General features: G+C 64.2%; 18 protein-coding genes. 11 read left to right on the top strand and 7 right to left on the bottom strand.

Going from position 1 to position 22,169, the window contains the following annotated elements:
- Positions 1-39: 39 nt before the first annotated feature.
- The 5 genes from AC5I5I_RS21605 (at position 40) to AC5I5I_RS21625 (ending at position 5,706) form a co-directional block, all read left to right on the top strand.
- On the top strand, positions 40-1,053 hold the full coding sequence (locus AC5I5I_RS21605; RefSeq protein WP_495976488.1) for a zinc-dependent alcohol dehydrogenase family protein: 1,014 nt from the start codon (positions 40-42) through the stop codon (positions 1,051-1,053).
- Positions 1,050-1,520 carry a PaaI family thioesterase gene (locus tag AC5I5I_RS21610; protein ID WP_495976490.1) on the top strand — a complete coding sequence of 157 codons (471 nt, stop codon included), beginning with the start codon at positions 1,050-1,052 and terminating at the stop codon, positions 1,518-1,520. Before AC5I5I_RS21605 ends, AC5I5I_RS21610 begins: the two co-directional genes overlap by 4 nt.
- An 18-nt stretch (positions 1,521-1,538) precedes the next feature.
- A complete protein-coding gene (locus AC5I5I_RS21615) occupies positions 1,539-2,333 on the top strand; it encodes an enoyl-CoA hydratase/isomerase family protein (RefSeq protein WP_495976492.1) in 795 nt (264 codons plus the stop codon).
- 126 nt (positions 2,334-2,459) lie between these two features.
- Positions 2,460-4,043, top strand: coding sequence for an ABC transporter substrate-binding protein (locus AC5I5I_RS21620; protein ID WP_495976494.1), 1,584 nt, complete (start codon positions 2,460-2,462; stop codon positions 4,041-4,043).
- 61 nt (positions 4,044-4,104) lie between these two features.
- Positions 4,105-5,706, top strand: coding sequence for a GMC family oxidoreductase (locus tag AC5I5I_RS21625; protein WP_495976496.1), 1,602 nt, complete (start codon positions 4,105-4,107; stop codon positions 5,704-5,706).
- Between the two features lie 6 nt (positions 5,707-5,712).
- Here AC5I5I_RS21625 and AC5I5I_RS21630 read toward each other — a convergent pair whose 3' ends face one another.
- Genes AC5I5I_RS21630 through AC5I5I_RS21640 form a run of 3 tightly spaced genes read right to left on the bottom strand, consistent with a single transcriptional unit; the run spans position 5,713 to position 9,695 of the window.
- The gene (locus AC5I5I_RS21630; RefSeq protein ID WP_495976498.1) at positions 5,713-6,606 is read right to left on the bottom strand and encodes an ABC transporter permease; all 894 of its coding nucleotides are present in this window, start codon (positions 6,604-6,606) and stop codon (positions 5,713-5,715) included.
- A gap of 7 nt (positions 6,607-6,613) precedes the next feature.
- Positions 6,614-7,567 carry an ABC transporter permease gene (locus AC5I5I_RS21635; protein WP_495976500.1) on the bottom strand — a complete coding sequence of 318 codons (954 nt, stop codon included), beginning with the start codon at positions 7,565-7,567 and terminating at the stop codon, positions 6,614-6,616.
- A 16-nt stretch (positions 7,568-7,583) separates the two neighbouring features.
- A complete protein-coding gene (locus tag AC5I5I_RS21640; protein WP_495976502.1) occupies positions 7,584-9,695 on the bottom strand; it encodes a dipeptide ABC transporter ATP-binding protein in 2,112 nt (703 codons plus the stop codon).
- A 122-nt stretch (positions 9,696-9,817) separates the two neighbouring features.
- Between AC5I5I_RS21640 and AC5I5I_RS21645 the strand changes: the two genes are divergently transcribed.
- Together AC5I5I_RS21645 and AC5I5I_RS21650 are read left to right on the top strand one after the other, a co-directional pair.
- Entirely contained in the window at positions 9,818-10,636 is an 819-nt protein-coding gene (locus AC5I5I_RS21645; RefSeq protein ID WP_495976504.1) for an IclR family transcriptional regulator, read from the top strand.
- Positions 10,633-11,400, top strand: coding sequence for an enoyl-CoA hydratase/isomerase family protein (locus AC5I5I_RS21650; protein WP_495976506.1), 768 nt, complete (start codon positions 10,633-10,635; stop codon positions 11,398-11,400). Before AC5I5I_RS21645 ends, AC5I5I_RS21650 begins: the two co-directional genes overlap by 4 nt.
- 174 nt (positions 11,401-11,574) lie before the next feature.
- Here the strand turns inward: AC5I5I_RS21650 and AC5I5I_RS21655 are convergent, their stop codons facing one another.
- Both AC5I5I_RS21655 and AC5I5I_RS21660 read right to left on the bottom strand, forming a co-directional pair.
- Positions 11,575-12,501, bottom strand: a complete 927-nt coding sequence (locus tag AC5I5I_RS21655) for an NAD(P)-dependent oxidoreductase (protein WP_495976508.1) — start codon at positions 12,499-12,501, stop codon at positions 11,575-11,577.
- A gap of 71 nt (positions 12,502-12,572) precedes the next feature.
- Positions 12,573-14,138 (bottom strand): class I adenylate-forming enzyme family protein, encoded by a 1,566-nt coding sequence (locus AC5I5I_RS21660; RefSeq protein ID WP_495976510.1) that lies wholly within the window; start codon positions 14,136-14,138, stop codon positions 12,573-12,575.
- A gap of 115 nt (positions 14,139-14,253) precedes the next feature.
- Between AC5I5I_RS21660 and AC5I5I_RS21665 the strand changes: the two genes are divergently transcribed.
- Positions 14,254-15,636 (top strand): MmgE/PrpD family protein, encoded by a 1,383-nt coding sequence (locus AC5I5I_RS21665; RefSeq protein ID WP_495976511.1) that lies wholly within the window; start codon positions 14,254-14,256, stop codon positions 15,634-15,636.
- Positions 15,637-15,697: 61 nt separating this feature from the next.
- Here AC5I5I_RS21665 and AC5I5I_RS21670 read toward each other — a convergent pair whose 3' ends face one another.
- Positions 15,698-16,168 (bottom strand): DUF3237 family protein, encoded by a 471-nt coding sequence (locus tag AC5I5I_RS21670; protein WP_495976512.1) that lies wholly within the window; start codon positions 16,166-16,168, stop codon positions 15,698-15,700.
- Between the two features lie 134 nt (positions 16,169-16,302).
- On the opposite strand from AC5I5I_RS21670, the gene AC5I5I_RS21675 reads away from it, so the two are divergent.
- Positions 16,303-17,946: a GMC family oxidoreductase gene (locus AC5I5I_RS21675; RefSeq protein ID WP_495976513.1), complete on the top strand. Its 1,644-nt coding sequence runs from the start codon at positions 16,303-16,305 to the stop codon at positions 17,944-17,946.
- Positions 17,947-18,079: 133 nt separating this feature from the next.
- Positions 18,080-19,423, top strand: coding sequence for a peptidoglycan-binding protein (locus tag AC5I5I_RS21680; protein ID WP_495976514.1), 1,344 nt, complete (start codon positions 18,080-18,082; stop codon positions 19,421-19,423).
- A 10-nt stretch (positions 19,424-19,433) separates the two neighbouring features.
- Here the strand turns inward: AC5I5I_RS21680 and AC5I5I_RS21685 are convergent, their stop codons facing one another.
- Complete coding sequence (locus AC5I5I_RS21685) at positions 19,434-21,011, bottom strand: caspase family protein (RefSeq protein WP_495976516.1); 1,578 nt, start codon at positions 21,009-21,011, stop codon at positions 19,434-19,436.
- Positions 21,012-21,138: 127 nt separating this feature from the next.
- Between AC5I5I_RS21685 and AC5I5I_RS21690 the strand changes: the two genes are divergently transcribed.
- A complete protein-coding gene (locus AC5I5I_RS21690) occupies positions 21,139-21,801 on the top strand; it encodes an epoxyqueuosine reductase QueH (protein ID WP_495976517.1) in 663 nt (220 codons plus the stop codon).
- Positions 21,802-22,169: the final 368 nt, after the last annotated feature.

Below are 22,169 nucleotides of genomic sequence, written 5' to 3' on the forward strand. Positions count from 1 at the left end.
CCGCGACGCGCTGCGAGGGACGGCAAAGGAGAAGCGCCGATGAAGGCTATGGTGATGGGCGGGTTGGGGTTGTCCAATCTCGCGTTGCGCGATGTTCCCGATCCGAAGCCCGGCCCCGGCCAGGTGCTGGTGCGCATGAAAGCGGCCTCGCTGAATTTTCGCGACCTGCTGACGCTCGACGGCAAATACGGCGGGATGCAGAAGCGCGAGGACCTGATCCTTTTGTCCGACGGCGCCGGCGAGGTCGCCGAGGTTGGTGCTGGCGTGCGGGAATGGAAGGTCGGCGACCGCGTGGTCGGCTGCTTCTTTCCGTTCTGGCAGGATGGCGAGCCGCAGGAGTTTCTGCTGCGCGACGCACCCGGCGGACTGGCGGATGGCGTCGCCTCGCAATACCGGGTGTTCAACGCCGACGCGATCCTGCCGATCCCGGCAAACCTGAGCTTCATTGAAGCGGCGACCCTGCCATGTGCGGCAATCACCGCCTGGAGCGCGGTCCGCGTCGCGCTGAAGACCGGGCCTGAACATGTCGTACTGACGCAAGGCACCGGCGGCGTGTCGCTGTTCGCGCTGCAATTCGCAAAGGCGGCCGGCGCCACCGTGATCGCGACATCGTCGAGCGACGCCAAGCTCCAGCGGCTGAAGGCGTTGGGCGCCGATCACGTGATCAACTACCGCGAGGACGCTGAATGGGGCAAGACCGCGCGCAAGCTCAATGGCGGGCGCGGGGTCGATCTGGTGGTCGAAGTCGGCGGCGCCGGCACCATCAAGCAGTCGATCCGGGCATCCAGGCTTGGCGGGACGATTGCCGTGATCGGCGTGGTCGCCGGCCCTTCGCTGGACTTCCCGCTGCCACTCATCACCATGAATATGCTCAATGTGATCGGCGTCGCGCTCGGCAATCGCCGGCAGTTTTCCGACATGCTGCGCGCGATCGGGCAGCACGACATCAAGCCGGTGGTGGACAAGGTGTTTCCGCTGCAGCAACTCCCGGAGGCGCTGACCTGGTTGCAGGGTGGCAATCACGTTGGCAAGGTGTGCATCGAGATCGATTGACCGAAGCGAGCTTCATCACTGCCATGAACCCGGATCGGGCGCGCATCCGCGAATTTCTCGCCAGTCCGGACGTGCCGCTTGCGTTCGACTCGTCGCCGCTGTTGCTGGCGCTCGGTACCACCATCGTCTCCGCGGGCAACGGCCGGGTGCTGTTGCGGTTCGAGCCGGCGCCATTGTTCATGCAAGGCGCCAGCGTGGTACAGGGCGGCGCGGTATCGGCGATGCTGGATTTCGCGATGGCCGCCGCAATCATGACCACGCTCGACGACAATGTTCATTTCGCCACCGCGAGCCTGACCGTTTCGTTCCTTGCCGCCGTCAAGCCGGGCGCTTTGCTGGCAGAGGGGGAAATCGACCGCATCGGCCGCCGTAACGGATTTGCGCGCGCGAGCCTGCGCGCGGAGGGGGGCGATGCGATCCTGGCCACGGCATCGTCTGTTTTGACGATGCTTCCGCCAGACCGCTAGACACACGAGAGATCGCTCATGGGTCGCATCCTTACTGGCATAACGGACGGGGTCGCGACCGCCACGATATCCGCGCCGCCGATGAATGCGCTCGACACCGCGATGCGCGCCGAACTTGCGGCGCGGCTGCGAGCGTTCGAAGACGATGACAGCGTCCGTGCCATCGTGTTGCGAGGCGACGGGCCGAAGGCATTCTGTGCCGGCTTCGATATCAACGAAATCACGGCAAGCCTCGGGTCGGCAGAGCGCACGCTTGCGCAATTCGAGTCCGATGCCCTGCTGTTTGACCGGCTGGCCCGTTGCGCGAAGCCGACACTCGCGGTGGTCGAGGGCGTTGCGCTGGGCGGCGGGCTCGAGCTTGCGGTCTGCTGCGATTTCATCATCGCGGGGGAGCACGCTCGGTTCGGGCTGCCTGAAATCAAGCTCGGCGCGATCCCGGCCGCCGGCGGCATTCTTCGCGTCACTCGGCAGATCGGGCCCGTGCGCGCACGGCAACTGATGCTGCTCGGCGAACCGATCGACGCGCCGACCGCGCTGCATTGGGGCCTGATCGCGCGCGTTGTGCCGCAGGCCAATCTTGCAACGGAAAGCGAAGCGTTTGCGCAACGTCTTGCGGCGGCGCCAGCGCGTGCAATGCAATATGCCAAGCGGATGATCGCCGCGGCGCAAGACCTTGACGAGCAGACTGCGCTTTCACAGGCGCGCGAGCATGCCGCGCGGCTGTCGACGTCGGCCGATCTTGCCGAAGGCGTGCGCTCATTTCTTGAGCGGCGCAGACCGCAATTCCTGGACACGATCGACCGCGATCTCTGACCGGCTGCGGTTTGCATTGACGCCGGATGTGTGGCGGTTAGACTCCACTGTAAGGAAAGAGGTTCCGATAAACGGAACGGTGATCGCGTGCGCAAAGCGGCGATCGCACGACAAGGGGAGGTTCTGATGCGAGCTATCGCTCGGATTGCGCAAGGTCTTGTTTGCCTCGCGATCGCAGGCAGCATTTCAACCGCAGCCATGGCTGAAACGCCCAAGCGCGGCGGTGTCCTGAGACATGTCATCGAGGGCGAGCCAACGAATTTCGATTGCCATGCCGCGGCAACGTCATTCGCGCTTCAAGTCCTGGCGCCGCATTACTCGACGCTCCTGAAATACGACACCAACGACTATTCCAAGATCGTCGGCGACCTCGCCGATTCCTGGACGGTCGCGCCCGACCGTCTCACCTATACGTTCAAGATAAAGCCGGGCGTCAAATTCCATGACGGCAGCGACTTGTCGTCGGCCGACATCAAGGCGACCTTCGATCGCCTGCGCAATCCGCCGCAAGGCATCACCTCGGCCCGCCGTGGGCAATTCTCGAGCATTGAATCGATCGAGACGCCGTCGGCCGACACCGTCGTGTTCAAGCTCAAGCACGTCAACCCGGCCGCGCTCTACATGTTCGCGAATCCGTGGAACTGCGTCTATTCGGCGAAGAAGCTGGAAGCGGACCAGAAATTCTACGAGACCAATGTGATGGGGACCGGCCCGTTCGTATTCGAGGAATATGCGAAGGGCTCGCACTGGTCGGCGAAGCGCTTCGATAATTATTTCCAGAAGGGCAAACCCTATCTCGACGGCATCCGCGGTTTCTTCATCAACGGTCCGGGCGTCATCAATGCGCTGGCCGGCGATCAGGTCGATGCGCTGCTGTTCATGGTCGCGCCGCCGGATCGCACGCGCCTGAGGAATCTGCGCGGCGATGCCGTGGTGATCCACGAGAACTCGTTCAACATCACGAACTTCCTGACCGTGAATGTGAAGAAGCCGCCGTTCAACGATCCGCGGGTGCGCAAGGCGCTGAGCCTCGCCATCGACCGGCAGGGCGGCATCCCGAGCCTTTCCAAGCTCGCGACGCTGGAATTCCCGACGGTGTTCGTGCCGCCGGCAAGCCCAGTCGCCTATTCCAAGGAGGAGATGGAAAAGCTGCCGGGCTTCGGCTCGAACGATATCAAGCAGCGGCAGGAGGAGGCCAAGAGGCTGCTCAAGGAAGCAGGCGTGCCGAATCTGAAACTTACGCTGCTCAATCGCAACGTCCGCCTGCCCTGGCAGCCGCTCGGTATCTTCATCATGGACCAGTGGCGGCAGATCGGCATCGAGGTCGACCAGATCCCGGCCGAGACGCCGCCCTATTTCGCGGCGCTCACCAGCGGCAATTATGACGTCGCGATCGACTTCAACAATACGGTCAGTGTCGATCCGAACGAAGTGCTGGTGAAGTTCATCCCCGGCAGTCCGAACAATTACTCCGGCGCAGACGACAAGGTGCTGGTGGAACTGTTCGACAAGCAGGCGGATATCCAGGACCCGGCCGAACGCAAGAAGGTTGTGCGACAGTTCCTTGAGCGGCTGATGGAGCAGGGCTACAACATCCCGCTGTTCGGCAACAATCGCGCGACCGCTGCGGTGAAAGAGTTTAAGGGCTGGAAGCTCGCTCCCACCACCGTGCTCAATCTCGACATGTCGGAAGTCTGGTTCGACCGGTAACGGTCTCACGATAAAAGGGCGGGGCCGCTGGCCCCGCCTTTTGCTGTTTCTGGAACGAGCCATGCAATCCGCCGAAGCTGATTTCATCGTCGTAGGCGCGGGTTCTGCAGGCTGCGTGGTGGCCGCGCGGCTGTCCGAAGATGGTTATCGCGTGCTGCTGCTCGAAGCCGGCCCGAGCGACTGGCGGCCGATGATCCACATCCCGGCCGGCATGGTGACGCTGCTGCGTCACCCGGTGGTCAACTGGAATTACACCGCGGAGCCGGAGCCCGGAATCGGCAATCGCGCGCTCGGCTGGCCGCGCGGCAAGGTGCTCGGCGGATCGAGCGCGATCAACGGCATGCTGTATCTACGCGGACACCCTGCCGACTATGATGGCTGGGCGCAGATGGGTTGCACCGGCTGGAGTTCGTCGGACGTGCTGCCATATTTCCGGAAGTCGGAGCGACGCCTCGGTGGAGACGACGAGCACCGCGGGCGCGACGGCGAAATGGCCGTGGAGGATTATCGGACCGTCCTGCCGCTGACCCATCGCTTTGTGAAAGCGGCGGTGGAGGCCGGCGTGCCGTTCACGCAAGATCTGAACGGCTCGCAGCCGGAAGGCGTCGGCTATTCGCAGATGAGCCGGCGCGTGCGCATCCGCCAGTCGACCGCCCGCGCCTTCCTGCGGCCGGCAAGGCGGCGCGCCAACTTGCGGGTCGAAACCGGAGCATACGCACGACGCATCCTGTTCGAAGGGCGGCGCGCCACCGGCGTCGAATACGAGCGCGGCGGCGCCACGATGACGGCGCGGGCGTTGCGGGAGGTGATCGTCTGCAGCGGCGCGGTGAATTCGCCGCAATTGCTGCAACTCTCCGGCATCGGACCCGGCGCGCATCTGCAATCGATCGGCGTACCGGTGGTGCACGACCTGTCCGGCGTCGGCTCGAACCTGATCGACCATCTTGCGGCGCTGCTTGCCTATCGCGTGCGCGGCGAGATTTCGGTCAATGAACTGCGGCGCGGGCCGCGTCTGATGCGCGAGGTCGCGCGCTGGTGCCTGTTCGGGACCGGCGCGCTCACCTTCGGCGTCACCACCGCAAGTCTGTTCGCCCGCATGACCGAGGGCCGCATCAGTCCGGACCTGCAGATCCTGTTCACGCCGGGCAGCTACGATCGCAGCCGGTTCGGCGCGCTGGAGCGCGAACCCGGCATGACCGCGGCGGTCTGCGCGGTGAATCCGGAAAGCCGGGGCACCATCATGGCGGTTTCGCCCGATCCGAAGAAGCCGCCGAAGATCCAGCCGAACTATTTCTCCGCATCGCGGGACATGGAGGTGACGCTGGCGGGTATCCGGCTGGCGCGCCGCATCTTCGCGCAGCCGGCGATCGCCGATGCGGTTGCGCACGAAACCGTGCCCGGCGTTGACGCGCAGGACGATGCGGCTCTGACCGAGTTCGCGCGCATGCATACGTCGACCGTATTTCATCCGGTCGGCACCTGCCGGATGGGGATCGATCCGGGTGCGGTGGTCGATCCGCGCCTGCGCGTGCATGGGATTGAAAGATTGCGCGTGGTCGACGCGTCGATCATGCCGAAGATCACGACCGGCAATACCAATGCGCCGACCATCATGATCGGCGAGAAAGGTGCGGCGATGATCCGCGAGGATGCGCGGCGGTGATGCGCCTCACGTCTTGAATTTCGGATCGAGCCAGTCGCGCAGCGCGTCGCCCAGAAGATTGAACGCGAACACCGCAAGGCTGATGGCGAGTCCCGGGAAGATCACGATCCACGGTGCCTCTTCGAAGAAATCCGAGGCGCTGCCCGACAGCATCAGCCCCCAGGCCGGCACCGGCTCTGACACGCCCAAACCGAGGAACGACAGCACCGCTTCGAGCAGGATCGCCTGAGCGATATAGGCGGTCAGCATGATCAGGAACGGCGCCATCAGGTTCGGGATCATGTGGCGCAGCACGATGCGGGTGTTGGAATAGCCGGCGATCCGCGCTGCATCGATATAGGGCAGGTTGCGGACGACCAGCGCCGACGAGCGGATCACGCGCGCAACTTGCGGCACGATCGGGATCGCGATCGCGATAATGAGGTTGATGTCGATCCCGAACACGAGATTGCGGCCGAGCACGGCCACGACCACCAGCGCCAGAACGATCAGCGGGAAGGAGAGCATCAGGTCGATGCCGCGCTGGATCGCGTTGTCGATCTTGCCGCCGAAATAGGCGGACCCTGCGCCGATGACCGCGCCGATTGTGCAGCCGAGAAATGCAGAGGACAAGCCGATGATCAGCGCGGTGCGTGCGCCGTAGATGATGCGGGAGAAAATATCGCGGCCGAACGGATCGGTGCCGAGCCAATGCTTCCAGCTCGGCGGCTGCAGCATGCTGGCCATGTTGTTGCGGATCGGATCGTAGGGGGCGATGTATTCGGCAAACACACCGGCGAACAGCATGATCAGCAGCACCAGCATCGCGACCATGCCGGCCGGCTGCCTGATGCAGAAATCGACCAGCGGATTGCGCAGCCAGGACGAACGCTTTGCGGGACGGATGGTGGTGTCGGTCATGGCGGCCTCAACTGTAGCGGACGCGCGGGTCGAGCGCGGCATAGACGAGGTCGATCACCAGATTGGTGACGATGTAGAAGGTGGCGAACAGCATCACCATGCCCTGGATCAGCGTGAAGTCGTGCCGCGTGACGCTCTGGATGAACAGCTTGCCGAGTCCGTTGAGGCTGAACACCTGCTCGGTGACCACCAGGCCGCCGAGCAGAAACGCAAATTCCAGCCCGATCACGGTGACCGCCGGGAGCAGCGCATTGCGCAAGGCGTGGCGCCGTACGATCACCGATTCGATCACGCCCTTGGCGCGGGCGGTGCGGATATAGTCCTCGCCCAGCACCTCCAATAGCGACGAGCGCACGATGCGGGTCAGCACCGCCGCGAAACGGTATCCGACCGCGAGCGCCGGCCAGATCAGCTGCCAGAGATTGGCTCCGGGATTCTTATAGATCGGCGTGAACGTGAGAGGCGGCAGGGTGCCGATACTCCACAGCATACCGAGGATGATCAGCATCCCAAGCCAGAAGCTCGGCACCGCGAGGCCGGCCACCGCGAACATGCGGATCGCGGTGTCGATCCATGTGCCGCGGTAGAGCGCCGCCATCGTTCCGAGCGGGATTGCGATGAAACAGCCGATCAGGGTCGCCATCAGGGCGATCTGGAAGGTGATCTGGAAGCGCGCCGCCACTTCGTCGATCACCGGCCGGCCGGTCCACATCGAGTTGCCGAGGTCGAACCGCGCGAGCCCCTTCATCCAGTCGACGAATTGCTCGGACAGGGGCTTGTCGAGGCCCAGCCGCGCACGCTCGCGTTCGATGACGTCGACGGTGACCTGCGCGCCGTCGCCGCGCAGCTTGGCCTCGACGATATCGCCCGGCACCACCCGCAGCACGAAGAAGGTGATGATGGCGACGCCGATCAGGGTCGGGATCGCGAGCAGGAGGCGGTTGGCGACATAGCGGAACATGCGCGCGTCTCCCTTCTCAGACCTTGATGCAGGCTACGGAATGGCCGGGACGGATCTCGCGGAGCGCGGGGATGTCCTTCCGGCATTCGGCGGTGGCGATCGGGCAGCGGGTGTGGAACACGCAGCCTGTCGGCGGCGATAACGGGCTCGGCAATTCGCCCTGGATCAGCCGCGGCGCGCGCTCCTTCTCGATCGTCGGATCCGGGATCGGTGCCGCGTCGAGCAGCAGCTTGGTATAGGGGTGGAGCGGGCGGTCGCACAATTCGTCGCGATCGGCGGTTTCCATCACCCGGCCGAGATACATCACCACGATGCGCGACGAGATGTGGCGAACGACGGCGAGGTCATGCGCAATGAAGAGGTAGGAGAGGCCGCGCTTGCGCTGCAGCGATTCCAGCAGATTGACGATCTGTCCCTGGATCGACACGTCGAGCGCCGAGACCGCCTCGTCGCAGACGATGAATTGCGGCTCGATTGCAAGCGCGCGGGCAATGCCGACGCGCTGGCGCTGGCCGCCGGATAATTGGTGCGGATAGCGATCGGCCATTTCCGGCCGCAGGCCTACTTCGTTGAGCAGCGTGGCAACCCGTTCGCGCGCGGCGCCGCCATCGGGACTGATGCCATAAACCCTCAGCGGCTCGGCGATGATCTGACCGGTGGTCATCCGCGGGTTGAGCGATGAGTAGGGGTCCTGGAACACCGCCTGGATCTTGCGGCGCATCGCCTTGAATTCGGCGCGGCTCGCATCGGCGAAGTCGCGGCCTTCGAATGCGATCGATCCCGCAGTCGGCGTCTCCAATCGCAGGATCAGCCGCCCGACGGTGCTCTTGCCGCAGCCGGATTCGCCGACCAGCCCGACTGTCTCCCCCGGCCGCACCTCGAAGCTCACATCCTGGACCGCACGCACCTGATGCGTCCGTGCCATCATGCCGGTCTTGACCGCGAAGTGCTTGGTGAGGTTACGCACCGAAATAACGGGCACCGGCGAATCCTGCCGCGCACCATCGGCGGCCGCAATGCCAGCCTTGCTCCAGGCCAGCTTCCCGACGGCGATCTCCGGTGCGCGCACGCAGGCCGAGAGGCCGCCGGTATCGGTCGGGGCGAGCGGCGGCGGTGTGTCGCAGACTGGCAGGTGAAACGGGCAGCGCGGCGCAAAGCGGCAACCCGGCAATGCATCGGCGGCCGAAGGCGGCAGTCCTTCGATGGTCGCAAGCAGGCCGGTGCGCGGGCGGTCGAGCCGCGGCACCGAGCGCAGGAGCCCCATGGTGTAGGGATGACGCGGCCGGTGAAACACCGGATCTGCCTCACCCTGCTCGACCACGCGGCCGGAATACATGACGACCACGCGATGCGCGTAACGCGCGACGATGCCGAGATTATGCGTGATGATGATCAGCGCGATGCCGAGGTCGCGCGACAGCGACTTCATCAACTCGAGGATCTGCGCCTGGATGGTGACGTCGAGCGCGGTGGTCGGCTCGTCTGCGATGATCAGCTTCGGATTGCAGGCCAGCCCGATCGCGATCATCACGCGCTGGCGCATGCCGCCTGAGAATTGATGCGGATATTGCTTGAGCCGCTGTTCAGGATCGGTGATGCCGACGAGGCGCAGCAATTCCGCAGCACGCTTATTCGCTTCCTGCGTGCTCATCTTGAGATGGAATTGCAGCGGCTCGATGATCTGCAATCCGATCGGAAGCACCGGATTGAGCGAAGTCATCGGCTCCTGGAAGATCATCGCGATTTCGCGACCGCGCACATCGCGCATCTGCTCTTCGGGCAGGTCGAGAAGATTGCGCCCCTCGAACATGATGCGGCCCTGCGGGACGCGGCCGGTCCGCGGCAAAAGCCGCATGATCGAATGCGCGGAGACCGATTTGCCGGAGCCGGATTCACCCACCAATGCTACGATTTCGCCGGGCCTGACCTGCAGGCTGAAGCCTTCCACCGCGCGCACGGTGGCGACATCGGTGGCGAAGCTGACATGCAGGTCTTCAACGCTGAGCAGCGGCGCGGCCGGGACAGGCACAGCTGTTCCGTCCCCGGGTTGCATCGCGGCGCCGGACAGGCGCGCGTCAAGCAAATCCGGTGCGGCCGCGGCGGCCGTCAATTGCCGACGCTCGGTCATTTCCTCCCACCCGGTGTCATTCCTTCTAGCGGAATGCTCTTCCACTCAGTAGGATAGAGCGCACTGGGCGACCTGACAAGCCGCGATCGGATTTCTGCGAGCACATTAAAGGGGCATGCAAGGTGTCGGAAGAAGCAACCAGCACTGTGGTTCGCGTCGTGCGCCTGCTGCAATGCGTCGCGGAAATGGGCGGGGAAATCTCGGTCAAGGAATTCGCGCAAAGATTGTCGCTGCCGCCGAGCACAGTACACCGGCTGCTCAAGCTGCTGATGACGCAAGGGCTGATCGAACAGCGGGCCACGACACAGCGCTATCGCGCCGGTCGCGAATTGTTCCGTGTTGCTTCGCTGATTACCCGGCAGATCGATGTCGAGGAGATCGCGCGGCCGATTCTCGATGCGCTGCGCGATGCCTGCCACGAGACCTGCTATTTTGCGATGTATCTGCCGGCGTCGCGCCGCTTCGTCGGAACCGTGGTCGCGCGTTCGCCGCATCCGCTCGGCTATCACTTCGAGCCACTGATGGAGCAGAAGGTGGCCTGGGGCGCGGTCGGCCGCTGCATGCTGGCCTATCTGCCGGACGATGTGGTGGCCAAGGCGGTGGCTGAGGCGGGGCCGTCACCCGCCGGCAATCCGCCACCGAAGCTCGCCGATATGAAAGCCGCGCTGCAAGACATCCGCGAGCGCGGCTATGCCTCGGCGGAGGGCGAGATTTTTCCGGAAGCGATCGGTTTCGCGCGCGTGGTCTTCGATGCCGACGGCAACGTGATGGGCTCGCTCGGCATCACCATGCCGATGATGCGCTACAAGCCCGCGATGCACAAACAACTCGCGGATCTGGTGATCGGCAAGGCGCGGGACTTGAGCAAGGCCCTTGGTTATTCCGAGCCGGCCACGGAAGCGCCGGCGGCCGGGGCCGCATTACGGAGGGCGCGGTCATGAGCGATCCGTTCAGGCTGATCGATGAGGGCGCGGTGCTGGTGCTCGAGATCGACCGCACGCAGACGAAGAACAGCCTCAAGCTTACCGAGATGGATGCGCTTGGCGAGCTGTTCGCAAGCGCGCGCGTGCTTGCGTCGCGCTGTCTGGTGATCCGCGGCGCCGGCACGAGCTTCTGTTCGGGGCGCGATGTGCGCGAGATCGATCCCGACGGTGAGGATGCGGAGGACATACTGCAGAACCGGATCGGTCCGATCCTGCAACGGCTGTATACGCTGCCGGTGCCGACCATCTCCTCGGTGCGTGGCCCCGCGCTCGGTTTCGGACTGGGGCTGGCCCTGGCCTGCGACATGACGATTGCATCGGACGATGCGATCTTCGGCAGCCCGTTCCGCCGCATCGGTGCCGTGCTCGATTCAGGCGGCCATTATTTCTTTCAGCGCCGGCTGGGCCGGCATCGCGCCGCCGAACTGGTGTTCACCGGCCGCCTGCTGAGCGGGCGCGAGGCCGCCGATCTCGGTCTGATCAACGAGGCGGTGCCGGCCGATGCGTTGGCCGAGCGCACGTCCGAGCTTGCAGCGCTGATCGCCAGCGGTCCCACCGCCGCTTTCCGGGCGACGAAGGACATTCTGGCCGAAGACCGCTCTCTCGACGCGGTGCTGGAGTTGGAGGCGCGCTACCAGAAACAAGTGACGCGCGGTCCCGACGGCCAGGAGGGACTTGCCGCGTTCCGCGAGCGCAGGGCCCCGGTGTTCAGGGGAGTGTGAGGTATTGCCGCTTGCTCCGACTTACCTCCCCCCTTGCGGGGGAGGTCGACGTCCGAAGGGCGTCGGGAGGGGGGTAAGCTGCAGCGGATGTGATTGCTGTTTACCCCCCTCCCTAGCCCTCCCCCGCAAGGGGGGAGGGGACACACTGCGTATGCGGACACGTAACGTGGCACATCATCCCCCCGCCTTACCGCTGTCCCAGAACGTGTCGAAATATTTGTACATGTTGGTGAAGTCGACATCGCGGCCGAGCATCTTTTCCGCGTCGGCGAGCCAGGCCGTCAGATCCTGCGGCAGCGGCGCGTTATAGCCGACGTGCCGCGCGGTCTCGGCCATCACATTGGCATCCTTCGCCATCAGCCACATCTTGAAGTTGGCTGCGAATTTGCCGGACGTGACCTGCTGCTTCACCACGAATTCGGTCGCGGCGTTGCGGCCGTAGGATGCATTGATGATGTCGACCATCTGCTCCGGGTCGAGGCCGTATTTCTTCCCCACCAGCAGGCCCTGCAGCGCCGAGACAAGATTCAGTGCGGCAATATAATTGTTGATGGTCTTCATCGCGTGACCGGCGCCAAGCCGGCCGGTATGGAAGATCGACTTGCCCATCGCGTGAAGGATCGTGTCGGCGCGTTTCACGAGGGCGGCATCGCCGCCGACCATCAGCGTCAGCGTGCCGTCGTTGGCACCCTTTTGCGCGCCGGAGACGGGCGCATCGATCAGGGTGAGGCCGCGTTGCGCCAGATCCTGGCCAAGGCTGAGCGTGTCCGGCGGCGAGGAGGACGAGCAGTCGATCACCAGCGTTCCGGTCTTCGCAGTCGTGATCGGAGCGTCGCCGCCGAACAGCGCCGCACGCACGATCTTGCCGTCGCCGAGCATGGTGACGATCGCGTCCTGGTTCTCGCATGCCTCGCGCGGTGTCGCGACCGCCTTGGCGCCGCTGCGGCTTTCGAAAGACTTGCGCGTGTCGACGGACGGATCGTAGGCCGAGACCGTGAAGCCGGCCTTCACCAGATTGACCGCCATGCCGCATCCCATCGCGCCGAGGCCGAAGAAACCGACCCGGGCCGGCGGAGCGATCGTGCTATCGTTGCTCGACATTGTCGTCCTCCCTTGCCGCGCCGTTGTTTTGCCTTGTGGCGCGATGCTTGTTGCCGGTCAGGTCGCGCGCTTTAATTCACTCGCTTCTCCTGACCGCGCCAATAGGGCTCGCGCAGCACGTTTTTCTGGATCTTGCCGGCGGCGGATACCGGCAGCGGCTCGGTCCGCAATTCCACGCTGCGTGGGCATTTATAGCCGGCGATCAGATTGCGGCAATGCGCCTGCACCGCCTCGGCCGTCACGGATGCGCCGTTGCGCGGCACCACGATGGCATGGACCGCTTCGCCCCATTTCGGATCGGGAATGCCGATCACCGAAACTTCGGCAATCTCCGGCATCACCGAGATCGCGTTCTCGACCTCGGTGGAATACACGTTCTCGCCACCGGAGATGATCATGTCCTTGAGCCGGTCGACGATAAAGATCAGGCCGTCCTCATCCATGATTGCGGCGTCGCCGGTATGCAGCCAGCCGCCGCGCAAGGCCGCCGCGGTTTCCTCCGGCTTGTTCCAGTAGCCCTGCATCACGATCGGGCCGCGCACCAGGATTTCCCCGATGGTGCCGCGCGGGACTTCCTTGCCATCCTCGTCGGCGATGATGACCTCGACATTGGGCGGTGCCACGCCGCAGGACTTTAGCTTGTCGCCTGAGACCTTGGGATCCCGCAGGTGATGCGGAATCATGCTGCCGATCGGCGACAATTCGGTCATGCCCCAGCCGTGAAGGAATTTCATATTGGGCCAGAGTTCGACCGCGCGCTTCAGGGTGCCTTCGGTGATCGGCGAAGACCCGAACATGAATTGCCGCAGGTTCGACAGGTCGCGCTTCTCGATGCCGGGTGAATTCACGATCATGCTGATCATGGTCGGCACCAACGCGATGTTGGTAACGCGGTGCTGGGCCATAGCGTCGAGACAGGTCTCGACTTCGAAGCGCGGGATAAAGACATGCGTGCCCGCGGCCATGGTGATCGATAGCGTCGACATGCCGTCGGTGAGGTAGCACATCGGTGCGGCATGCAGATACACGCTGCTCGGATCGTAGCCGATCATGTAGCAGCCGTTCACCGCATTGGTGACCATGTTGTCGTGGCTGAGCATGACGCCCTTGGCCTTGCCGGTGCTGCCGCCGGTATAGAAAATTCCAGCAAGGTCGCTGCCGTGACGGCCGGCATCCGCCGCCGGCTCAGTCGTTGCGATCAGTGTCTCATAGTCCGCGAAGCCGTCGGGCGCGGGCGTGTCGGCAATGTGCAGCAGCATGCGGAGAGCCGGTACGCGCTCGCGGATGGCCTGCGCCACCGAGACGAAATTCTCGTCCACGATCAGGATTTCGGCGCCTGAATCCTCGAGGATATATTGCAGTTCTGGCAGCGCCAGGCGGGTATTCAGCGGCACGATGGCGCCGCCCGCCCAGGGGATCGCGTAGTAGATCTCGAAATAGCGGTGGCTGTTGAGCGCGAGGATCGCCACGCGTCCGCCGTCCGACAGCTTGCCGTCGCGGAGAATTCCTCCTGCGCGCGCGACACGCGACATGACCTCGCTCCAGGAATAGCGATGTGCGCCATCGATCGCTGCCACGCCGGCAGGCTTGACCTGCGCTGCGCGGCGCAGTCCCTGAGTGAGCCGTCCTCCCATCATGTCGCGTTTCGTTTATCGGAATGCCATATCACTGGATGGCACAATATCGGCTTGCTAGTTTGCACGCAAGAAACGCGGAAGACATCCGCACAAAGCCCGAGCCGGGGGAAACGTCATGAATGCCGCGCCTGAAATCTCGGCGACGCTGGCCCGCCATGTTGCATCGGCGACGGTACCGGCGGAGGTCCGCGCGATAACGCGGCGCGCGGCGATCGATGCCATCGGAGTGATGACGGCTGCGAGCGGCCTCGGCGAGGGTTGCGATGCTTTTGCTGCGCTTGCGAAAGAAAGCGGGGAAAGCGGCGCGTGCACCGTGCTTGGGTTCGACTTTCGCACCTCGCCGATCATGGCTGCCTTCGCCAACGGCGCGATGGCACACGCACTCGATTTCGAGGACACCCACGACGCGACGCTGGTGCATCCGCATGCGGCGGTCGTGCCGGCCGCGCTCGCGGCTGCGGAGTTTGCTGGCGGCGTAAGCGGACGCGAATTCCTGGATGCGGTTGCGATCGGCGCCGACCTGTCGTGCCGGCTGGCGCTGGGCCTGACCGAAAGCGTGGAGAAGCGTGGCTTCTATTTCATCCCGATGCTGAGCGCCTACGGCGCCGCCGCTGCCGTCGCCCGGGTACTGAAACTGTCCGAAGCGGAGATCGTGCAGAGCCTGGCGCTCGCCTCCTGTCAGGCGGTGTTCAGCGATGCGCTGGTGAGCTATCCGGCGTCGCATCTGCGTGCGGTCCGCGATGGCTTCAGCGCCCGCGCGGGCGTGACGGCGGCGCTACTGGCGCGCCGCGGTTTGCAGGCCTTCGACCGGCCAATCGAGGGACCGGGCGGGCTGTATGCGAATTTCGCGCGCGGCAGGTTCGATGCTGCGCGCATGCTGAACGGCTTGGGGCAGGACTACGAAGGCGCCAAGGTCAGCTTCAAGCCCTGGCCCTCTTGCCGGGGCACCCATGCCTTTGTCGAAGGCGCGCTGTCGATGGTGCGCGAGCAAGCGATCGATGCCGATCGCATCGAACGGATCGATATCACGGTCAGCCCGTTCTTTGCGGTGCTGTGCGACCCGCCCGCGCAGAAGCGCCGGCCGAAGACCGCGATCGACGCGAAATTCTCCGTCCCGTTCACGGTCGCGGTCGCGCTGGGGCAGGGCGACGTGACGTTGCGCGACTTCTCCGCGGAGCGGCTCGCCGATCCGAGGCTGCATGCGCTTGCGGACAAGGTGCATCATGTCATTGAACCGGCGTGGACCTTGGAGCAATCCACGCGCGGCGTGCTGACCCTCACGCTTGCCGATGGTAGCCGTGTAACGCGCGAGGTCATCGATCCGATGGGACATCCGAACAACCCGATGGATGAAAGCGCGTTGCGGCGCAAGGTCGAGGATTGTCTCGCTGTTGCGCGCGAGCCGATCGATGCCGCGGCGGTGCGGCAGTTGGTCGGGCGGCTTGAGGAACTCGAGCAGGTGACGGAGATGCGGCGGGTGTTTGGCGCTCCGCGCTAGCGCGCCAACTTTATCGTCATTCCGGCTTCGCGCCTTCGGCGCGCCCCGGAAAGACCAAGCCTCACAGCACCGCGTAATAATCGAAGATGGAATGATCGCTGCGGCGTTCGGCCGAGCCGACGATGATCGTGCGCGTCAGCCAGTCATGCTTGCCGATCGGCGTCTCGAACGTAGGCGCGATCCGCATGTAATATTCAGTCGGCTCCACCGGCTCGAGCGCCTCCTGGCGCGCCGCAACGTCGGGCGGTGCGTGCCGGTAGCCGCGGTTCATCATGTAGATCGGCGTGCCGTCATCGGCTTCCAGCATGTAGCGCGCGTCGAAGCCGACGGTGTGATCGTCACGATACAGCGCCCAGTCCGCACCGCTGTTTGGCACCACGCGGCCATTCAGCCGTGGGCCTTCGACGGTGCCGCCGGCAGCCGATACGAAGCCGCGGATGCTGCCCTGCGGCAACGGGCCGAACTTCTGACGGATGCCGAGCAGCATCTTGATCCTGAAAACGAATTCGAGCCTGGGCGTCGCCGGTGCCATGCGTCCTCCGCTGATTTATTCGTTATGCGACTTCGCAACCTGCCCCGGTTGGGGACGTGTTGCCAGTCCGATTTTGGAATGCCATTCTGCTGAACGAAATGGCGCTGTCAATGACGCCGGAAATGGGAGGACGCATGTCCGCCGCGCATGCAACGCCGGGCGACTCCGACTTCGACTATGTGATCGTGGGCGGCGGCTCAGCCGGCTGCGTGCTCGCAAGCCGGCTGAGCGAAGACCCGAATGTCCGAATCTGTCTGATCGAGGCAGGTCCCCGCGACCGCCATCCGCTGATCCATATGCCGCTCGGCGTGACTTGGCTGATCAAGCATCCGACGCTGAACTGGCGCTACCGGTCGGAGCCGCAACCGCATGTCGCCGGCCGCAAGGTATTCCTGCCGCGCGGCCGTGTGCTCGGCGGCTCGAGCTCGATCAACGGCTCGATCTATATCCGCGGGCACCGAGCCGATTACGACGACTGGGCGGCGTGGGGAAATCCGGGCTGGTCGTATGCGGAGGTGCTGCCCTATTTCCGCAAATCCGAAAACAACGAGCAGTTCCGCGCCTCGCCCTATCACGGCGTTGGCGGTCCACTGAATGTCAGTGATTGCGAGAGCTACAATCCGCTGACCGAGATGATGCTCGACGCGGCCGACTCGCTGCAGCTTCCGCGCACCGAAGACTTTAACGGACGCGAGCAGGAAGGCTTCGGCCACAGGCAGGTCACGATCCGCAATGGCCGTCGCGAATCCGCCGCCACCGCTTTCCTGAAGGATGCGCGCACGCGCAAGAACCTCACCATTCTCTGCGATACGCTGGTGTCACGCATTGCATTCGAAGGGCGGCGCGCAGCGGGAGTCGATGTCATACAGGCGGGAGAGCGGCGCCGGATCGCTGCGCGGCGCGAGGTCATCCTGTCCGCCGGCGTGTTCGCATCGCCCGCGATCCTGATGCGCTCCGGGATCGGCGACGGCGCGGAATTGCGGGCGCATGGCATCGAGGTGCTGCATCACGCGCCGCAGGTCGGGCGCAAGTTGCAGGATCACATCACATCGCCGGTGCAATATTCGACGCCGACCACCATTCCCTACGGCATGTCATGGCGCACCCTGCCTTGGATGACCGCGACCATCGTCAAATACGCGCTGTTCCGGCGCGGGCTTCTCGCCAATACCGGGCTGCAGGCCGGCGGCTTCGTGCGATCGAAACCGGGCCTCGACCGGCCGGATATCCAGTTCATCCTGATGCCGGCGGAGCGCAGCGCCGATGGCCGTATGGGGATCGGCCATGGCTACGGCCTGATCACCGTGCTGCTGCGGCCGAAGAGCAGCGGCACCGTCAAGCTTGCGGGAACAGATCCCGCGCTTGCGCCGCTGATCGATCCGGCCTTTTTCAGCGAGCCGGACGATCTCGACGATCTCCTGCGGGGCTTGCGCTTTGCCCGCCGCGTGCTTGAAGCGCCGGGGTGGGAGCGCGTGCGCGGCGCCGAAATCTGTCCCGGTCCGGCGGCGCAAAGCGACGAAGCGTTGAAGGATTACATCCGTTCATCGGCGCAGACCTGTTTCCACCCGGTCGGCACCTGCGCCATGGGAAAGAATGCCGAGGATGTCGTCGATGCCGAATTGAGGCTGCGCGGCGTAGACGGTTTGCGCGTGGTTGACGCCTCGATCATCCCGCGCATGATTGGCGGCAATACTAATGCGCCCGTGATCATGATTGCGGAGAAAGCAGCCGACATGATCCGTGGCCGCGCGCCCTTGCCGGCGGCTGAGGGTGTGTAAATGCCTGCAGTATTGGCGGTTCGGATCAAGGCAATGTGACGCCGCTCTGCTTGGCGTTTCGCGACCCCGAACCTTGTGAGCATGCGGCTTTGACCGTAGGATCGAACTACCATTTCCTTCGAGGGCTTTCCCGATGGCGTGCGTAGCCAAGCTCGCTCTTGTGGCTGTTCTGACCACGATCACTGCGGGTGCTGCTCAGGCGCAGACCGCGTTGCGATTGCACGAATCGATCGCCGCCCCGCAACGTCCGCTTCTGTGTGCGGATCGCGACAGTCTCAACCTTGTCACGCCCGTTCTGGCGCGCGCGGCCGACGCGCGCACGGCACGCGACTCGGACAAGTCCAGACGCCTGACCGAGATTGCGGAGCGTTTGCAGGGCGAGGTCTGCCGCAAGGCGGCAGCCGACGACGTCGTGATCCTGCGCTGCAAGCTCGCCCAGTTCGATGCAGGGGGTAAGGCGCTGGCGTTGGTGAAGATGAGTGCGCTGATCCAGCAGGAAGCTGCCAAAGGCGAGCAGCCCTTTTATGGCTGGACCGATCTGCGGGTCGAGGACGCAAGCGGTGCCGCTGCGCAGGAGGCCAATACGCGGTGGTGCGCCAATGAGCGTCTGGAACGCGGCACGCGGCAAATTCGGATCGAGGAGCGCGATGCGTCCGCACCCGCGGTACGCGATGGTGAGGACGCATTCACACCGTCTCAGGATGTCGTCCTGCGTATCCAGCAACGATTGTACGATTTCGGCCTGCGGATCGAGAATCTCGACGGCCAGTTCAACCAGGAGACCGTGCGCGGCCTCGCCCAGTTCCAGAAATTCGCCAATCTGAATGCCGACGGACAATTGACCCGGGCCACGATCACCAAGATGATGACGATGCCTGCGCCCTCGCCGTGGGTCGCGATCGCCTTTGACGGGCTCGGTAACTTTGCCGCCGAGGTGGGCCGCACGCGTCGCGAAACCGAGATTGTCGCGCTGGAACGGCTGCAGCGGCGGTCGGGCCGCGATCCGAAAGTCACGTCGGTCGCGGCGCCGAGTTGTCTCGGCTTTGCGCTGACGCGCTACGCCGAGCGCGGGCGACGGTCTCGCACCAATTTTACCCAGGCCTTCACGAGCGCAGGCGATTCGTTTGAGACCGCCGGGCAGAACGCGTTCGAGTATTGCGAACGGGAAAAGGGCGGCGGCCAATGTCAGGTGCGTTACGCGCTGTGCGCCGACGGCCGCGGCGGCAATCCGGAAGCGGACGATCGCGACCGCAGACGCGGTCGCGACCGTGACAACGAGGCGCGGCGCTTCGACCGCGATTCACCGCCAGTCAACGCGCCCAAGCCGCGGTTCGATCCGAAGGACGTGTCGGTCAATGCGCCGGCTCCGAAATTCGATCCGGGTTCTTTGCCGTTGAATGCGCCTCCTCCGACGCGGTTCGATCCGGTCGACGAGCCGAACAACGGACTGAATCTGTCGAAACCCGGCGCGCGCTGATCGTTTCCGATCAACGCGGCGGCAGCGGAGCATTGACCGGAATCGTCGTTGCGTCGAAGCGCTCCTTCGGGACATTGCCGCCGGGAGTCGGCGCGAAAGGCAGATCCTTCACGCGGCGCAGCGCCGATTCAACGCCCGGACCGAGATTGCCGTCGAGCGGTCCATCGTAAGCGCCGGCGCGTTGCAGCAGGCGCTGCAGTTCGATCCGGAAGTCGCGGGTCCAGCCGTCCGGTCGCTGCACCATCATGCGAACCGAATAGTCGTGCCCGAGCCGGATCGCGGCATAGATCCAGCGCGCCGCTTGCCGTGGATCGTAGGGAAGCCCTTCGCCACTGTCATAGGCCATCGCGGTGTTGAACATCCCGAAATTATCGCCCTGTTGCGCGGCGAGCAGATAGAGGCGGACAGCGGCCTTCTGGTCTTTCGCGACGCCGAGACCGCCGTTGAGCATCCAGCCGTAATTGGTCAACGCCGCGAAATAGCCGCGCTCGACCAGGCTGCGATACAGCGCGGCCGCCTCAACGTTGGCGCCGCTCTTCTGCAGCGCCCGAGCCAGCTGAAATTCGAAACGCGGTGTGTTCGGGTAACGCGCCAGTGCGGCCCGACAGGCCTTGACGCCATCCGGACCGTTCAGTTCGCCCATGGTCACTCCGCGTGTGACGCGCTCCGGATCGCTGGCGCTGCCTGCGATGATGTCGCAAGGATGAACCGGCGGCTTGCCGATGAGCACGGCGTCACGGTCCGGTGGCACGACGATCGCCTGCCGGTCTCCGGGCGGTTGAACGCGGTCCCGGTCGGGCCCGGACTTGTCCTTCGATCCGGCCGTGTCCTTGAAGAAGAAGTCGTCGATCAGCGCATGATTGTCCCAAGGCAGCTGGGCCTTGTTCGTGCGCTCATACACGTCCCTGCGCACCCGCTTGAGCATGTCGAGCACGTCGATGTCGGGCGTACTCATGTGCCGTGCCAGCGCGCCGGAATACAGGCTGTTATCGCCGTCGCCATCGAGTGCGACGTGATGGGGCTGGGTCGAATACGAGATCAGCGTGCCGGCGCTGGCATAGACATTGGCCAGCCCGGATCCCACCGCGTCGCTTCGCTGGCTGAGCGCCTTGGAGAGTTTGTCGCCAAGCGGGTTGTCGCGGCAGGCGTCCATGATCACGATATTGGTGATGCGATGATGCGCGAGCCTTTGCAGCACGATGTCCAACGCCACCAGCTGGAAGGGGAGGTCGGCTTCGTCGGACAGCCTGGCGTCCACCGGGACCATATAATTGCGGCCGTCGACCTGCAGGCCGTGCCCCGCGTAGTAGAACACCGCCGCATCCGCGCCAGCGAGGGAGTCGGCGAAGTCGCGGATCGTCCTTTCGAAATCGGCCTTGCCGGCATTGATTGCAAGCGTGACGCCGAAACCCAGGTCACGCAACGATTGCCCCACCGCTTTGGCATCGTTGGCGGGGTTCTTCAGCGGGTCGACGGTGCTGTAATTGCCGTTTCCAATCACCAGGGCGAGCCGCTTGCCTGCGGAGGCCGGTGCGGAGAGCAGAAGCAGCAGCGAAACGCAAAGGCACAGGCTGGAAATACGTGACATGGCGGCGTCCCGGCATGTTGCAATCCGGAAAGTGTAATGAAACCGCGGGCCGCCGGGAACCCGCAACCCTTCACGAATCTGCGACGGGCGGTGGCGCTGGCCGGCCGCATCGGCTAAAAGCCCGCCCATGACGACCTACGAGCGCAAACCACTGACCCCTCCCGGCGGGCACAAAAAGGTGCTGCTGCATTCCTGCTGCGCGCCCTGTTCCGGAGAGGTGATGGAAGCGATGCTGGCCTCCGGCATCGACTACACGATCTTTTTCTACAATCCGAACATCCACCCCGAGCGCGAATATCTGTTGCGCAAGGACGAGAATGTGCGCTTCGCCGAAAAGCACGGCGTGCCATTCGTGGATGCGGATTACGACAAGGACAATTGGTTCGCGCGCGCCAAGGGCATGGAATGGGAGCCGGAGCGCGGTATCCGCTGCACCATGTGCTTCGACATGCGCTTCGAGCGCACCGCGCTCTACGCACATGAGCACGGCTTCCCGGTGATGACATCGTCGCTCGGGATTTCGCGCTGGAAGAACATGGCGCAGATCAACGATTGCGGCCAGCGTGCCGCCGGCCGTTACGACGGATTGAGCTACTGGGATTTCAACTGGCGCAAGGGCGGCGGCGCGGCGCGCATGATCGAGATTTCCAAGCGCGAGGAATTCTACCAGCAGGAATATTGCGGCTGCGTTTATTCGCTGCGCGATACCAATGCGCATCGCCGCAGCCAGGGCCGTGACCCGATCGAGCTTGGCACCAAATTTTATGGGCGGGACGAAAGCGAAGCATAGCGTCGCCTCTGAAAGGCTCAGTGCAGTTTGGTCGGCGCTACCGTCATTATAATTTTAGTTGCATAAAAAAGGCTCGCTGCTCGCTTTACGAGTGTTTAAGCGGCGCGCGGTATGATGGCTTCGTAGATTCCTTCAAGGCCGTTCGTAAGTCCTCAGGTCGGTCCGTGCGTGCACGGCTCGAATGCGTTGTGCCGTGTCTTCGGATTTGCATACCGTCTCAAGGTTGAAGCGGTGAAACCAAAATCACTTGCGCCCGAACTTGCGTCAACTGCGAGAGAGCCGCGCTAACAAGTCCCGTAAGAGTGCTCCTCAAGGAGCCCCTTGCATGTTTGCCTTCATGTCGAAGACCAGCGATCCCGGCCTGAGCA

The organism is Pseudorhodoplanes sp. (genome assembly GCF_059499825.1).